This window comes from Aeromonas sp. 3P, from assembly GCF_051919745.1.
In the GTDB taxonomy this organism is placed as follows: Bacteria; Pseudomonadota; Gammaproteobacteria; order Enterobacterales; family Aeromonadaceae; genus Aeromonas; species Aeromonas veronii.
This window is the reverse complement of record NZ_JBQBED010000001.1, coordinates 2,440,335-2,454,554: the sequence shown is the minus strand read 5'-3', so window position 1 is coordinate 2,454,554 and position 14,220 is coordinate 2,440,335. Positions and strand designations below refer to the sequence as shown.

The following is a 14,220-nucleotide window of genomic DNA, read 5'->3' as shown; positions in this document are numbered from 1 at the left end:
CTTATGAGCCGGATCTGATGTTCACACGGAGGGCTGACTGATGGGCCACGGGATCCTGTTTGATGCCTTTATCTACCTCTCCGCCGCCGTTATCGCGGTGCCGCTGGCCAAGCGCTGGGGGCTGGGCTCGGTGCTCGGCTACCTGCTGGCGGGGATCATCATAGGCCCCTTTCTGCTGGGGCTGGTGGGGGAGCAGAAGGATGTGATGCACTTCGCCGAGTTTGGCGTGGTGCTGATGCTGTTTCTGGTCGGTCTTGAATTGCGTCCAGCCCTCTTGTGGCAGTTGAAGGGGCCGATCCTCGGCACCGGCGGCCTGCAGGTGCTGCTCACCACGGCTGCGCTGACCGGCGTGGCGCACCTGATCGGCCTGCCGCTGCAACAGGGGTTGGCCATCGGCCTCATTTTGGCGCTCTCCTCCACCGCCATCGTTCTGCAGAGCTTGCAGGAGCGCAAGCTGATGCAGAGCGAGAGCGGTCGCTCCGCCTTTGCGGTGCTGCTGTTTCAGGATATTGCGGTCATTCCGATCCTGGCGATCCTGCCGCTGCTGGCAATGGCTCCGGTCGCCAGCAGTGGTGGCTCCGAGCTGGCGGGGTGGCAACATGGTCTGCTGGTGGTCGCGGCCATCTCCGGCATCGTGCTGGGTGGTCACTACCTGATGCGGCCGGTGTTTCGTGCCATCGCCCAGTCCCACATGCGGGAGATCTTCGTCGCCGCCGCCCTGCTGCTGGTGATCGCTATCGCCGTGTTGATGGAGTCGGTGGGGCTCTCGCCCGCTCTCGGCTCTTTCCTCGCCGGTGTGGTGCTGGCCGACAGCGAATATCGCCATGAGCTGGAGGCAGACATAGAGCCGTTCAAGGGCTTGCTGCTCGGCCTGTTCTTTATGTCGGTGGGGGCGGGGATCGACTTCGGGCTGTTTGCCGAACACCCCTTCCTGATACCCACTCTGGTGGTTGGCCTGATGGTGCTCAAATGGCTGGTGTTGATGGCGCTCGGCTTCATTATCCGCATCTCGCCGAGTCAACGCTGGACCTTCGCGCTGGCGCTCGCACAGGGTGGTGAGTTTGCCTTCGTGCTCTTCTCGTTTGCCGCCCAGAACCGGGTGCTGCCTGGTGAGACCATCTCCCTGCTGACGCTGGTGGTGGCACTCTCGATGGCGCTCACCCCACTGCTGCTGATCCTCAACGATCGGGTGATCCAGCCCTGGTTCGATTACCGTAACCAGAGCGACGCACCGCAGCATGAGCAACCTGAGCTGGTGGAGCATCCGGTGATCATCGCGGGCTTCGGCCGCTTCGGTCAGATCGTGGGGCGTCTGCTGCACGGTCACGGCATCGGTACCACCATCCTCGAGCAGGATGCCAGCCAGATAGAGACCCTGCGCAAGTATGGCTATCAGGTCTTCTATGGCGATGCCAGCCGGATCGATCTGCTCCATGCCGCAGGGGCGCACAAGGCGAAGCTGCTGGTGCTCTCCATCAACGATCCGGCTACCTCGCTGGCGGTGATCGAGATGGTGCAGAAGCACTTCCCGCACCTGAAGATCCTGGCGCGAGCGCTAGATCGGCCCCACGCCCATGAGATCCTGCGCCACGGGGTCGAGAGCGTTCACCGGGAAACCCTGGGCTCTGCGGTCGATCTGGGGGTGGAAGCCCTCACCCAGCTCGGTTTTCGGGCCAACCAGGCCTGGCGGGCGGGGCAGACCTTCAAGCAGCACGATAACTGGCTGTTGCGCGAGCAGGTCAACTATCTGGACGACGAACACACTTATATCAACAAGAGCCTGCAATACCGGGAGATCCTCTCCGATCTGTTGCAAGACGACGAGGAGGGGCAGGAGCGTATCCATGCCCACAACTGGAATAGCGGGCTACCCGACGACGACAAGGAAGCAAAATGATTGCCTATTACCCCATGTTCAAACACCTGCATATGACACTGGCGCTGGTCAGTCTGCTGCTCTTTATCTATCGCTGGAGTCTGGCGCTGGCCAGCAGCGATCGGTTGCAGCAGAGGTGGCTGAAGATCCTGCCGCATATCAACGACACCTTCCTGCTGCTGTTTGGTGTGTTGCTGGCGGTGGCCTTGCAGTTGAGCCCCGGCCAACAACCCTGGCTGATGGCCAAGCTGATTGCACTGGTGCTCTATATCGGTCTGGGTGTGATGGCACTCAAGCGCCCGGCCCGCGGTCAGAAGCTGGTGGCCGGTGTGGCAGCGCTTGCGGTGTTTGGCTACATGGTCGGTGCGGCCATCACCAAGTCAGCCTGGTCGTGGCTGATGTGAGCAAAAGGGGAGAGTCATGCTCTCCCCTGAAATCATATTCTGTGATGAATTAATTAATCGGAGTTTTATGCTAACAATAAATCGCAAGATAGAACTTTCATTTGAGGGATTTTTGGCTAATTTTAGCCTCTAGCGGCTCCTTTTTTTAGTGTATTGTCTTTATAAATCAACTGTTTAGCTTGTTTTGTATGAAAATGGCGACAGTTGTCGCAGCAAAACTTGCGACATAGACTGTCGCAAGTCACGACTAGCATACAGTCAACGCTAAACCAGTGAAGGCAAGCACCATGAGCAAGAAGCTGTTACGACAACTGACCTTGGCGCGTTGCATCCCGCACCGCCCTTACAAGCTGACCGCCAGCCAACTCCAGGTAAAACTGGAAGAGGAAGGTATCCACGTCAGTCTGCGTACCGTGCAACGGGACCTGGAGGAGATGTCCGGCATGGGACTGTTCGACCTCACCTCGGACGAGCGCAGCAAACCCCATGGCTGGTGCTTCGAGCGCCACGGCCTCAACGACTTTGCCAATATCATGCCGCTCTCGCTGGCGGTGGCCCTGAAAACCTGGAGTGATCAGGCGAGCCAACTGTTGCCGGCGAGTGTACTGACCGAATTGAACCCGCTGGTCGACAAGGCGAGCCAGGTGATCCGCGACAGCCAGAGCGAACTGGCCGAACGCTGGCTGGAGAGTGTCCACCAGTCACCGCGTCCGTTTGCCGGTAACCCGGAGATCCGCCGCAGCACCCTGATCCGCGATGCGCTCTGGCGTGGTCGCAAGTTTAGTGCCGAGATCCAGCGCGTGATCAAAGAGCGCACCGTGTGGCTCTGCTACGACCGTATCAACCCGCTCGGCATTCTCAATCAGCCGGACGGTCCGATCCTGCTCTGCACTCTGTCCGAGCTGGATCCCAAGGTTTACGGCATTCCGTTCGACCATATCAAGAACGTTGAGCTGACCAACTTCAGCGCCACCCAGCCGAAGGATTTCAATATCCAGAAGCTGATCCGCGATCAGGGCTATCAGGATGTGAGCGGCCCGATCCGCTTCGTCGGCCGGATCGATGCCAACAGCCAGTCGCTGGTGGATAACCAGATCCCCGGCAACAATCCGCGCATGACCCGCTATGACAAGCGCAGCGTGGTGGTGGAGACCGAAGTGCAGGACACCCCGGAGTTTCGCAGCTGGTTGAACAACATCGGCGGTGAACTCGAGGTGCTGGCACCTGAATCGCTGCGCAAGGCCTATCTCAATCCGGCCAACCGCTTGAGCTGATTAAAAAGTTGGAATGTTCAAGAGTCGAGCCTGGCCTCGGCTCTTTTTTTTGCGGTTTTTTTAAGCATATTTATTCAACTAATTTTTAAGTCTTAACGTCAGGATTGAACCGTTTTCCTGCCCCGTTTTCGGTGGCGAAACCCGTGTAAGAGATCTGCCATAGCGACTGTAAGAGGCTGGCGCTTTGAGCCGTACGCGAAGCCATGCCAGAATGATCGAGCTTTCCCGTGAAACTAAATAAACAACTGATATTAAAGGATTAGTTTTTAAGTTCGTATTTTTGGATGGGTGCTGCATCGGATCTTTATCATTGGATGGCCCTTGTTCGGGGTGCGCATTTCCTTAGTATGGGTCTCACAAGGACGGAGCTGGTCCGGCAGGATGCAGGACAGCGCATAAAGATGGAATAGTCCGCAGGATGTGGACAAGGGACACCTCAGGATGAGCTCGATAATCAGGATGATTATCGTCACGGATGAATAAAGGAACACCGCGGGATGCGGCAGGACACTCTCGGGATGGGAGCAGAACGAACGGAACCTCGTTCTTCAGGATGAACAGGACCTCGCCGGATGCGAGAGGAATACTTCAGGATGAAGTGAGATAACCCGGATGGTTATCTGTCAGGAAGACGCAAGGAACCCCACAGGACGTGGTAATGGACACCTCCAGGATGGAGACAGAGAAGCAGTTCAGGATGAATTGCCAGGCCAGGAACGCCGCAGGACGCGCCAACGGATTGGAAAGGGGATATTCCAAAGGATTAGGATAACGTCAGGGATTGCAGGGAGCATTGCAGTTCTACGGACAGGACGACACGACTCTAGGGGACGGCTACCGCCGTCCCCTTTTCTTTTATGGTTTGCCCGAGAGATTGCCGCGCTGGGCGGCGTTGACGATCTCTTGCAGGCGCTGACGAATGTCGACCATGCCAAACACACCAAAGATCAGCACAGTGACAAATTCGGCTTTGGTGACCGCGAAGTAGCGTTTGCAAGCTGCCTTGATCATGCTGGCCTGCAGCCAGTGCAGCAGGGCGACGATCACGCCACAGACCGGCAGAAAGCCGTTGAGTTTGCCGGGTAGCGGGGCAATCAGGCTCACCAGTACGCCAAACCAGAAGAACAATATCAGCCCCATCGCCAACAGATTAAAGACCCGCTTCATTGTTTACCTCCCGTAGATAGAGTTGATAACAGACCTGACCTGCCTGTTTGTCCTTGAGTAGTTGCCAGCTGGCAGGCAGCGCCAGATCGGCCATCTCTTTTTCCCGCTCCAGATAGATGAGGGCGTCCGGTGCCAGCCAGCCGCGCTGCTCCAGCAGCTCGCACACTTGCGGCAGCAGCTCGCGGCGAAACGGCGGATCGAGGAACACCAGATCAAACGGCGTGGCCGGGCCTTGCAGCCAGCTCACTGCATCTGACTGGATCACCTGACCCTGACTGCTGCCGAGGGCGGTCAGGTTCTTCTTGATCTGGTCAGCGGCCCCTTTGTCCATCTCGATCAGGGTCACCTGCTCGGCATAGCGCGACAGCGCCTCCAGCCCGAGTCCGCCGCTACCGGCAAACAGATCCAGGCAGCGGGTGCCACGAATGTGGGGGGCCAGCCAGTTGAAGATGGTCTCCTTGACGCGATCCGTGGTGGGTCTGAGCCCCTCCACATCCTTGACCGGCAATTTGCGGCCTCGCCACTGGCCGCTGATGATTCTTACAAAGCCCGATTTTCCTTGCGGGGCGGGACTCTTGCTCGGGTTGCTACGGCTGGATTTCACTCTGGGCATCGCGTTTCATCGTCAGAAAATAAAGTGGTAGTATAAGGCGGTTCATTTTTATGCCGACCCGCCAAGGGACGGCTATCTTAGCAGTCAGCCTTTGATGTGAGTATTTTTAGATGGCAAAAGGTTTGTTTTCCTGGCTGGGTTTCGGCCGCAAGAAAGAAGAGGCTGAGGCTGTCCAACCACAGACACCCCAAGCCACCCCCGTTACCGTTGAGCCCGAGGTCACTGCTACCCCCGCTCCCGTTTCCGATATAACTGTTTCCGATAGTACGCAGGCTGTTGCCCCCGAAGTGCCTGCCAGCGCACAGAATCCCGTTTTGCAAGATGATTGCTGCCTGCCGACCGAGCTGGACGACCACGGCCCGCTGGTGGTGGAGGAGTGCGCCTCCGATCTGGAGCCGGTGATCGTCAACGAAGCGCTGATCGCCGAAGAGGAGCGTGCCGCTGACGCCGCTCGCACTGCCGCAGAGGCGCAAGCTGCTGAGGTCAAGGCAGCCGAAGAGGCTCGTATTGCTGCCGAAGCTTTTGCTGCGGAAGAGGCTCGTATCACCGCCGAGGCTCGCGCTGCGGAAGAGGCTCGCATTGCTGCCGAGGCTCGCGCTGCAGAAGATGCTCGTATCGCCGCCGAGGCTCGCGCTGCAGAAGAGGCCCGCATCGCCGCCGAAGCTCGCGCCGCGGAAGAAGCTCGCATCGCCGCTGAAGCTCGCGCTGCGGAAGAGGCTCGCATTGCCGCTGAAGCTCGCGCCGCGGAAGAGGCCCGCATCGCCGCCGAAGCCCGTGCTGCGGAAGAGGCTCGCATTGCTGCCGAGGCTCGCGCCGCGGAAGAGGCTCGTATTGCTGCCGAAGTCCGCGCCGCGGAAGAGGCCCGTATTGCTGCCGAAGCCCGTGCTGCGGAAGAAGCTCGTATTGCTGCCGAGGCTCGCGCCGCGGAAGAGGCTCGCATTGCCGCCGAAGCTCAGGCTGCGGAAGAAGCCCGTATCGCCAAAGAGGCCCAGCGAGCGGAAGATATGCGCCTGGTCGCCGCGATGGAGGCTGAGGCCGCTGCACTGGCTGCTCTGCCGTTGGCCGCCAAGGTGGACGACGACACCCAGGACAAACCGCAGCGGGAGGGCTTCTTTGCTCGCCTCAAGCGCAGTCTGGTGCGCACCAAGGAGAATATCGGTTCCGGTTTCTTCGGCCTGTTTCGTGGCAAGAAGATCGACGATGAGCTGTTTGAAGAGCTGGAAACCCAGCTGCTGACCGCCGATCTCGGTGTGGATACCACTACTCGTATCATCGAAGGGCTGGTGCAGCACGCGGATCGCAAGCAGCTCAAGGATGCCGAGGCGCTCTACGGCCTGCTCAAGCAGGACATGGGCGAGATGCTGGCCAAGGTCGAACAGCCGCTGGTGATCGACACCAGCAAGAAGCCTTATGTGATCCTGATGGTCGGCGTAAACGGCGTCGGCAAAACCACCACCATCGGCAAGCTGGCCAAGCAGTTCCAGGCCGAGGGCAAGAGCGTGATGCTGGCGGCGGGTGACACCTTCCGTGCTGCAGCGGTCGAACAGCTGCAGGTTTGGGGTCAGCGCAACAATATTCCGGTGATTGCCCAGCACACCGGCGCCGATTCCGCTTCTGTCATTTATGACGCCATCGAGGCCGCCCGCTCCCGCGGGGCTGACGTGCTGATCGCCGACACCGCCGGTCGCCTGCAGAACAAGAGCAACCTGATGGAAGAGCTCAAGAAGGTGGTGCGGGTGATGAAGAAGCTGGATGAAGAGGCCCCCCACGAGATCATGCTGACGCTGGATGCCGGCACCGGCCAGAACGCCCTGAGCCAGGCCAAGCTGTTCAGCGAGGCGGTTGGCCTGACCGGCATCACCCTCACCAAGCTGGATGGCACGGCCAAGGGCGGCGTCATCTTCGCGGTGGCCGACAAGTTCCAGATCCCGATCCGCTATATCGGGGTGGGCGAGGGGATCGACGATCTGCGTCCCTTCGTTGCCAACGACTTCATCGAGGCGCTCTTCAGCCGCGATGAATAAGTCCGGCCGTGATGAGTCAGCTCAGCCGTGATGAGTAAGTGTTCCATGCCCCGACTCCGGTCGGGGTTTGTCAATTTCAGGGAACCGTTATGATTCGTTTTGACAAGGTCAGCAAGGTATACAGCGGCGGCCATCAGGCGCTGCAAAAGGTCAGCTTTCACCTGCGCAAGGGAGAGATGGCCTTTCTGACCGGGCACTCGGGGGCGGGCAAGAGTACCCTCCTCAAACTGATCAGCGTGATGGAGCGTCCGACCGATGGTCGCGTCTTCTTTCATGGTGATGATGTCAGCCATATCCAGCGCAGCCAGATCCCCTATGTTCGCCGCCAGATCGGGATGATCTTTCAGGATCACCGCCTGCTGATGGACAGAACCGTGTTCGACAACGTGGCGCTGCCGCTGGTGATCGATGGTTATAGCCATGCGGACATCAACAAGCGGGTGGCGGCGGCGCTGGACAAGGTGGGGCTGCTTGGCAAGGAGCGTTACCAGCCGCGCATGCTCTCCGGTGGTGAACAGCAGCGGGTCGGTATCGCCCGCGCCATCGTCAACAAGCCGCCGTTGCTGCTGGCGGATGAACCGACCGGCAACCTGGACCCCCAGCTCTCCATGGACATCATGCGGTTATTTCAGGAGTTCAACAATTTTGGGGTCTCGGTACTGATTGCCACCCACGATCTGGGGCTGATCGCTCGCATGCGCTATCGCACCCTGACCCTCAAGGCGGGTCGCATGTATTCGGCCGGGGAGGAGCTCTGATGGCTATCGTTCGTCATAAACAACCGCCGCTGCGCCGTCTGATGATGTACGGGGTTGATCATGTGCGGCAGGCGTTTGCCAGTCTCGGGGAGCTGTGGCGCAATCCGCTCGCCTCCCTGATGACGCTGGCGGTGCTCGGCGTCAGCTTGGCACTGCCTTCCTGTTTCCATGTGCTGCTGAAAAACGCCGAGGTGGTGGAGGGGAGCTGGCAGAGCAGTTCCCAGATCTCCCTTTACCTGCGCAAGGATCTGCCGGAGCAGAGCATTCTCGATCTGCAGCACAGGATCCTGCTCTATCCCGAGGTGGATTCGGTCACCTACCTGAGCCGTGACGATGCGTTGCGGGAGTTTCGCGAGATCTCCGGCTTCGGCGATGCCCTCGATTATCTGGACAGCAACCCGTTACCGCCTGTGCTGAGCGTGATCCCGGATCCGCGCTGGCAGAACCCGGAAGGGGCCGCCGAGCTGCTCAGCAAGCTCAATAACGAGGTGGGGGTCGAACAGGGCAAGCTGGATCTGCAGTGGTTGACCCGGTTGCAGGGGATCATGAACCTGCTGCGCCACACCATTACCGGTATCGCGGTGCTGCTGCTTTCCGCCGTGTTGCTGATCGTCGGCAATACCCTGCGTCTCAACATCCTCAACCAGCGTTCCGAGATTGAAGTGCTCAAGCTGGTGGGGGCGACCGATTCCTTTATTCATCGTCCCTTCCTCTATACCGGCATCTGGTTCGGGGTGATCGGCGGCATGCTGGCCTGGTGGCTGACTGAAGTGATGGTGATCTGGAGCGAAGGGGTGGTGAAGGAGCTGGCGGGCTTGTATAACAGTAACTTCCGGCTGGTTGGTATGGGGGCGGTAGACGGGATCAATCTGATCTTGCTGGGCGCCCTGCTGGGGCTGATTGCCTCCTGGTTCTCGGTCCATCGCCACATTCGCGACATCGAACCATCCTGATTACTTTGTCATCAAAGTAAATCGCTGGATTTTGAGAGGCGGATCAAGTAAAAGAGGGGCCGTTTCTGGCTTGGCCCCCATAGTCAGAGTATTCTGAATAACAATGATCTTCCGGATCTTCGCTAGATCCAGTGAACCTTCTGATTTATAAACAGTCTATTAAAGCTGAAGCATTTATACGGGTGTGGCCCCTCTGCCTTGCTCGTCAGACTTGGCAAGCATGTGAAGGTTGCGAGCTCCGCAACAATGGACTTAGCATGCTACTTTTCGGGGGTCCTTCATTGTGACCCCCTTTTTTTGACTGTTCATTCATGATTCATCCTGCAGGCTTAAGATAAGCCGGTCTAAAACTGGGCATGTTCTTTGATACACGCCGCAGAATGGCATCCGGTCAGTAGACAGACCCTCTCAGGGTGTTAGACTGATTCGATTGAAAAGTAAGAGGTAACAGATGGGAACTTCATTGCAGCGCACTATGGCTCTGATTCCGCAAGGTAGTCTGGAAGGCTATATCCAGGCAGTAAACTCGATTCCTGTGCTGAGCGCAGAGGAAGAGCGTGAACTGGCTGAGCGTTTGCAGCAGGATGGCGATCTCGAGGCTGCTCGTCAGCTGGTTATGTCGCATCTGCGCTTTGTCGTTCATGTCGCCAAGAGTTATGCCGGTTACGGTCTGCCTCAGGCCGATCTGGTTCAGGAAGGCAACATCGGCCTGATGAAGGCGGTCAAGCGCTTCGACCCGACGGTCGGCGTGCGTCTGGTCTCCTTTGCCGTGCACTGGATCAAGGCCGAAATCCACGAATATGTCCTGCGCAACTGGCGCATGGTCAAGGTGGCGACCACCAAGGCCCAGCGCAAGCTCTTCTTCAACCTGCGCAAATCCAAAAAGCGTCTGGGATGGCTGAACCACGAAGAGGTTCAGGCCGTGGCGGCCGATCTCGGCGTTTCTGCCGCTGATGTGACCGAAATGGAAGCGCGGATGGCCAACTACGATCAGGCGTTCGATCTGGTGGGTGACGATGAGGAAGAGGGCGGTTTCGCTCCGGTTCACTATCTGGAGGACAAATCCTCCGATCTGGCAGCGACCATCGAGAATGACAACTGGGACGATCACGCGACCCGTCGTCTGAGCTCGGCCCTCGCCACTCTGGATGAGCGCAGCCAGCACATCATCCGCGCCCGCTGGCTCGATGATGACAGCAAGACCACTCTGCAGGAGCTGGCCGATACCTACGGCGTCTCTGCCGAGCGTGTGCGTCAGCTTGAGAAAAACGCACTCAAGAAGCTGAAAGATGCCATGGAAGCCTGATGCTTCCTCTCATAAAAACAGGGCCTGATGGCCCTGTTTTTGTTTCGCAAGGATCTGGTCGGCCTTGCTTTGGTTACCCTTGAGTGTGTTATGTTGCCGCCACTGCCACATTAGGGAGAGCAGAAGTGAAACTGTTGAACGACCTGTTTACCAACAACCGTGAGTGGGCCGAACGGATCAAAGCCGAAGATCCCGCTTTCTTTGCCACTCTTTCTGCCCAGCAGGCCCCCGAATACCTCTGGATTGGTTGTTCCGACAGCCGGGTCCCCGCCAACCAGCTGATGGGCTTGCTGCCCGGGGACGTCTTCGTCCACCGCAACGTCGCCAATCTGGTGGTACATACCGATTTCAACTGCCTCTCCGTGCTGCAATACGCGGTAGAAGTGCTCAAGGTGAAGCACATCATCGTCTGCGGTCACTATGGCTGCGGCGGCGTCAAGGCCGCGATGCAGAATCAGGAGCTGGGTCTCATCGACAACTGGCTGCGCAACATCAAGGATGTCTACTTCAAATATGGTGAAGAGCTCGAGGCCATCGAGGATGAGCATGAGCGCTTCGACTACCTGTGCGAGCTGAATGTGGCCGAGCAGGTCGCCAACGTCTGCCACACCACCATCATCCAGAACGCCTGGCGCAAGGGGCAGGAGCTGGCGGTGCATGGCTGGATCTACGGGATCAAGGATGGCTTGCTGCACGATCTCGATCTCTGCATCAGCGGCCCGGATCAGATCCCCGATGTCTATCGCGCCTGGCCGGACATGCGTCCGCCCCACCGTCGGCGCTAGGGAGCTTCACCGTGGCGCCAGCCCTCTATCTGCAGATCAAGCAGCACATTCTGGACGGGATCCGCGAACGCCACTATCAGGCGGGGGACAGGATCCCGACCGAAGCGGCCCTGTGCGAGCAGTTCACCGTGAGCCGGATGACGGTCAACCGGGCGCTGCGGGAGCTGGTGGCGGAAGGGTGGCTGGTGCGTACCGCCGGTTCCGGTAGCTTCGTGGCGGACAGGCGCACCGAGTCGCCGCTGCTGGCTATTCGCAATATTGCCGACGAGATCGCCGAGCGTGGCAGCGAGTACAGCGCCCGGGTGATCCGGCTGCAGCGACTGGCTGCCGACGAGAAGGTGGCGGTACAACTGGGGCTACGGGTTGGCGCCCCCATCTTTCACAGCCTGATCGTCCATCAGGCCGATGGCGAGCCGTTGCAGCTGGAGGAGCGCTTTGTCGATGCCGGGCGCCTGCCGGGCTATGGCGAGCAGGATTTTACCCAACAGACTCCCAACCGTTATCTGATGGATGTCTGCCCCCTCTCGGAGATGGAGCACGTGGTGGAAGCCGTGCTGCCGAGCGCCGGTGAGGCGGGATTGTTGCAGATCCGCGTAGATTCCCCCTGCCTGTTGTTGCACCGGCGTACCTGGTCGGAGGGGCATCTGGTCTCCTATGCCCGTTTGCTCTCCCCCGGTTCCCGCTACAAGCTAAGCTCCAAGACTCAGTTGGAGTGAATGTATATACAACTCGATTTTGCAAAGCCCGCCTCCTGGTGGGCTTTTTTGTGCTTAAACTCTAAGTTTGATGCTGTTATCAGGATGTGAATTTCGCTCTTCCTTTCGTCATAGAGATCGACTATAAGAATATGTATATACATTTGAGGTCACTATGAACAAGGAACTGTTGAACTGCGAGCGGGTCTGGCTCAACGTGACGCCCGCTACCCTGAATGATGAGCTGGCCGACTACGGCCTGCTGCCGCTCCACGCCATCGGCGTGAAGGATGGCAAGATCCACGCGCTGGTGCCGATGGCCGAACTGAAGGGGTCGTATCCCGCTCACTGGCAGGATATGCAGGGCAAGCTGGTCACCCCCGGCCTTATCGATTGTCACACCCATCTGGTCTTCGCCGGCAGCCGTGCCGAGGAGTTCGAGCTGCGCCAGCAGGGGGTGCCCTATGCGGAGATCGCCCGTCGGGGCGGTGGCATCATCAGCACGGTGCGTGCGACCCGTGCCGCCAGCGAAGAGCTGCTGTTCGAGCTGGCGTTGCCGAGGGTGAAATCCCTGATCCGCGAAGGGGTCACCACGGTGGAGATCAAGTCCGGCTATGGCCTGACGCTGGATGATGAACTCAAGATGCTGCGGGTGGCCCGTCGACTGGGAGAGGCGTTGCCGATCCGGGTCAAGACCACTCTGCTGGCGGCCCATGCGGTGCCGCCGGAGTATCGCGACGATCCCGACAGCTGGGTCGAGACCATCTGTCAGGAGATTATCCCGGCCGCCGCCAAAGCGGGCCTGGCCGATGCGGTGGATGTCTTCTGCGAGCATATCGGTTTCTCGCTGGCCCAGACCGAGCAGGTCTATCTGGCGGCGGATCAGTACGGCCTGCCGGTGAAGGGGCATATGGATCAGCTCTCCAATCTCGGTGGCAGCACCCTCGCTGCCCACTTTGGCGCCCTCTCGGTGGATCATCTGGAGTATCTGGATCCGGAAGGGATCCTGGCGCTGGCCCACCGTGGCGTGGTCGCCACCCTGCTGCCCACCGCCTTCTACTTCCTCAAGGAGACCAAGCTGCCGCCGGTTGCCGCCCTGCGCAAGGCGGGGGTGGCGATGGCGGTCTCCTCCGACATCAACCCGGGTACCGCGCCCATCGTCTCGCTGCGGATGGCGATGAACATGGCCTGCACTCTGTTCGGCCTGACCCCGGTGGAGGCCATGCTCGGGGTGACCCGTCACGCCGCCAAAGCGCTCGGCGAGCAGGATCGCCTTGGCCAGCTCAAGGCTGGCATGACGGCCGATTTTCTGATCTGGCACTGCGCCCATCCGGCCGAGCTGAGCTACATGGTCGGCGTCGATCAGCTGGCAGGCCGCATCTTCAAAGGCGAGGAGACTCTCCATGGATAAGTTCAACCCGATCGACATGTCGCTCTGGCAGGGGCGGCAGGATCCGGAAGATGGCGAACTGGCCCTGCGTTGGCACGACAAGGTGCAGCCCTGGGCCGCCGGGGCACAAGAGGCAGCAGGTGTAGTGCTGTTCGGTTTTGCCTGCGATGAAGGGGTGCGCCGCAATAAGGGGCGTGTCGGCGCCGCCGGTGCGCCGCAAGCGGTGCGCAAGCTGCTGGCCAACATTGCCTGGCACCTGAATCGCCCCGTCTACGATGGCGGGGATGTGAGTTGTACCGATGGCAATCTCGACGCCGCCCACGGCTATCTGGCCGAGCGGGTCGCCGCCGCGCTTGATCTGGGCCACTTCCCGCTGGTGCTGGGGGGCGGTCACGAGGTGGCTTTCGGCAGCTGGAGCGGCCTCAACCTGCATCTGGCGGGTCAGGGGCGAGTCGGCATTATCAATTTTGACGCCCACTTCGACCTGCGCATGAAGCAGGAATTGGCAAGCTCCGGCACCCCCTTCTTCCAGATCGCCGAGCAGTGTGCCGCTCAGGGCACGCCGTTTCACTACGCCTGCCTCGGGGTGGCCGAGACCGCCAATACCCAAGCCCTGTTTGCCCGTGCCAAGGCGCTGGGTGTGTGGCATGTGCTGGACGAGGCGATGACCCAGACCGGGCTGCCAGCCTTGCTAAGCGGGCTGGACGCCTTTATCGCCGATTGTGATCACCTCTATCTGACCATCGACCTTGATGTGCTGCCCGGCGCCGTTATGCCGGGAGTGAGTGCCCCCGCCGCCCGTGGCGTGGAGCTGGCGGTGATCGAACCGCTGATCGCCCATATCCGGGCCAGCGGCAAGCTCAGGCTTGCCGATCTGGCCGAGTACAACCCGACGCTGGATCAGGATAACCGCAGTGCCCGTGTGGCCGCGCGACTGGTTCATCTGTTGACCCGTTAACCCTTTGGCCGCCCGTC

General features: G+C 59.7%; 13 protein-coding genes. 11 read left to right on the top strand and 2 right to left on the bottom strand.

Annotated features, from left to right (window positions below):
• The first annotated feature begins 40 nt into the window (after positions 1-40).
• The 3 genes from ACTG19_RS11200 (at position 41) to ACTG19_RS11190 (ending at position 3,554) form a co-directional block, all read left to right on the top strand.
• A complete protein-coding gene (locus ACTG19_RS11200) occupies positions 41-1,897 on the top strand; it encodes a monovalent cation:proton antiporter-2 (CPA2) family protein (RefSeq protein WP_199428529.1) in 1,857 nt (618 codons plus the stop codon).
• Positions 1,894-2,280 (top strand): SirB2 family protein, encoded by a 387-nt coding sequence (locus ACTG19_RS11195; protein WP_113740365.1) that lies wholly within the window; start codon positions 1,894-1,896, stop codon positions 2,278-2,280. Before ACTG19_RS11200 ends, ACTG19_RS11195 begins: the two co-directional genes overlap by 4 nt.
• A gap of 287 nt (positions 2,281-2,567) precedes the next feature.
• Positions 2,568-3,554 carry a helix-turn-helix transcriptional regulator gene (locus ACTG19_RS11190; RefSeq protein ID WP_005339987.1) on the top strand — a complete coding sequence of 329 codons (987 nt, stop codon included), beginning with the start codon at positions 2,568-2,570 and terminating at the stop codon, positions 3,552-3,554.
• Positions 3,555-4,409: 855 nt separating this feature from the next.
• On the opposite strand, the gene ACTG19_RS11185 is transcribed toward ACTG19_RS11190, so the two are convergent.
• A complete protein-coding gene (locus tag ACTG19_RS11185; protein WP_005348564.1) occupies positions 4,410-4,721 on the bottom strand; it encodes a DUF1145 domain-containing protein in 312 nt (103 codons plus the stop codon).
• Positions 4,705-5,334 (bottom strand): 16S rRNA (guanine(966)-N(2))-methyltransferase RsmD, encoded by a 630-nt coding sequence (rsmD, locus tag ACTG19_RS11180; RefSeq protein ID WP_042081417.1) that lies wholly within the window; start codon positions 5,332-5,334, stop codon positions 4,705-4,707. The genes ACTG19_RS11185 and rsmD overlap by 17 nt, the downstream gene beginning before the upstream one ends.
• Before the next feature lie 110 nt (positions 5,335-5,444).
• Between rsmD and ftsY the strand changes: the two genes are divergently transcribed.
• The 8 genes from ftsY (at position 5,445) to hutG (ending at position 14,203) form a co-directional block, all read left to right on the top strand.
• Positions 5,445-7,358, top strand: coding sequence for a signal recognition particle-docking protein FtsY (gene ftsY / locus ACTG19_RS11175; RefSeq protein ID WP_439989085.1), 1,914 nt, complete (start codon positions 5,445-5,447; stop codon positions 7,356-7,358).
• Between the two features lie 89 nt (positions 7,359-7,447).
• Positions 7,448-8,116, top strand: a complete 669-nt coding sequence (ftsE, locus tag ACTG19_RS11170; protein ID WP_005339995.1) for a cell division ATP-binding protein FtsE — start codon at positions 7,448-7,450, stop codon at positions 8,114-8,116.
• Complete coding sequence (gene ftsX / locus ACTG19_RS11165; RefSeq protein WP_005339996.1) at positions 8,116-9,069, top strand: permease-like cell division protein FtsX; 954 nt, start codon at positions 8,116-8,118, stop codon at positions 9,067-9,069. The genes ftsE and ftsX overlap by 1 nt, the downstream gene beginning before the upstream one ends.
• Before the next feature lie 451 nt (positions 9,070-9,520).
• Positions 9,521-10,375 carry an RNA polymerase sigma factor RpoH gene (gene rpoH, locus ACTG19_RS11160; RefSeq protein ID WP_005339997.1) on the top strand — a complete coding sequence of 285 codons (855 nt, stop codon included), beginning with the start codon at positions 9,521-9,523 and terminating at the stop codon, positions 10,373-10,375.
• Between the two features lie 125 nt (positions 10,376-10,500).
• Positions 10,501-11,160, top strand: coding sequence for a carbonate dehydratase (can, locus tag ACTG19_RS11155; protein ID WP_005339998.1), 660 nt, complete (start codon positions 10,501-10,503; stop codon positions 11,158-11,160).
• An 11-nt stretch (positions 11,161-11,171) separates the two neighbouring features.
• Positions 11,172-11,876 carry a histidine utilization repressor gene (hutC, locus tag ACTG19_RS11150; RefSeq protein WP_026035093.1) on the top strand — a complete coding sequence of 235 codons (705 nt, stop codon included), beginning with the start codon at positions 11,172-11,174 and terminating at the stop codon, positions 11,874-11,876.
• Positions 11,877-12,030: 154 nt separating this feature from the next.
• Complete coding sequence (hutI, locus tag ACTG19_RS11145) at positions 12,031-13,266, top strand: imidazolonepropionase (protein WP_429150809.1); 1,236 nt, start codon at positions 12,031-12,033, stop codon at positions 13,264-13,266.
• Positions 13,259-14,203 (top strand): formimidoylglutamase, encoded by a 945-nt coding sequence (gene hutG, locus ACTG19_RS11140; RefSeq protein ID WP_439989084.1) that lies wholly within the window; start codon positions 13,259-13,261, stop codon positions 14,201-14,203. Before hutI ends, hutG begins: the two co-directional genes overlap by 8 nt.
• Positions 14,204-14,220 lie beyond the last annotated feature (17 nt).

Coding starts and splice junctions, on each gene's coding strand:
- ACTG19_RS11200 (WP_199428529.1), top strand. CDS start 41: ATGGGCCACGGGATCCTGTTTGATGCCTTTATCTACCTCTCCGCCGCC.
- ACTG19_RS11195 (WP_113740365.1), top strand. CDS start 1,894: ATGATTGCCTATTACCCCATGTTCAAACACCTGCATATGACACTGGCG.
- ACTG19_RS11190 (WP_005339987.1), top strand. CDS start 2,568: ATGAGCAAGAAGCTGTTACGACAACTGACCTTGGCGCGTTGCATCCCG.
- ACTG19_RS11185 (WP_005348564.1), bottom strand. CDS start 4,721: ATGAAGCGGGTCTTTAATCTGTTGGCGATGGGGCTGATATTGTTCTTC.
- rsmD (WP_042081417.1), bottom strand. CDS start 5,334: ATGCCCAGAGTGAAATCCAGCCGTAGCAACCCGAGCAAGAGTCCCGCC.
- ftsY (WP_439989085.1), top strand. CDS start 5,445: ATGGCAAAAGGTTTGTTTTCCTGGCTGGGTTTCGGCCGCAAGAAAGAA.
- ftsE (WP_005339995.1), top strand. CDS start 7,448: ATGATTCGTTTTGACAAGGTCAGCAAGGTATACAGCGGCGGCCATCAG.
- ftsX (WP_005339996.1), top strand. CDS start 8,116: ATGGCTATCGTTCGTCATAAACAACCGCCGCTGCGCCGTCTGATGATG.
- rpoH (WP_005339997.1), top strand. CDS start 9,521: ATGGGAACTTCATTGCAGCGCACTATGGCTCTGATTCCGCAAGGTAGT.
- hutI (WP_429150809.1), top strand. CDS start 12,031: ATGAACAAGGAACTGTTGAACTGCGAGCGGGTCTGGCTCAACGTGACG.
- hutG (WP_439989084.1), top strand. CDS start 13,259: ATGGATAAGTTCAACCCGATCGACATGTCGCTCTGGCAGGGGCGGCAG.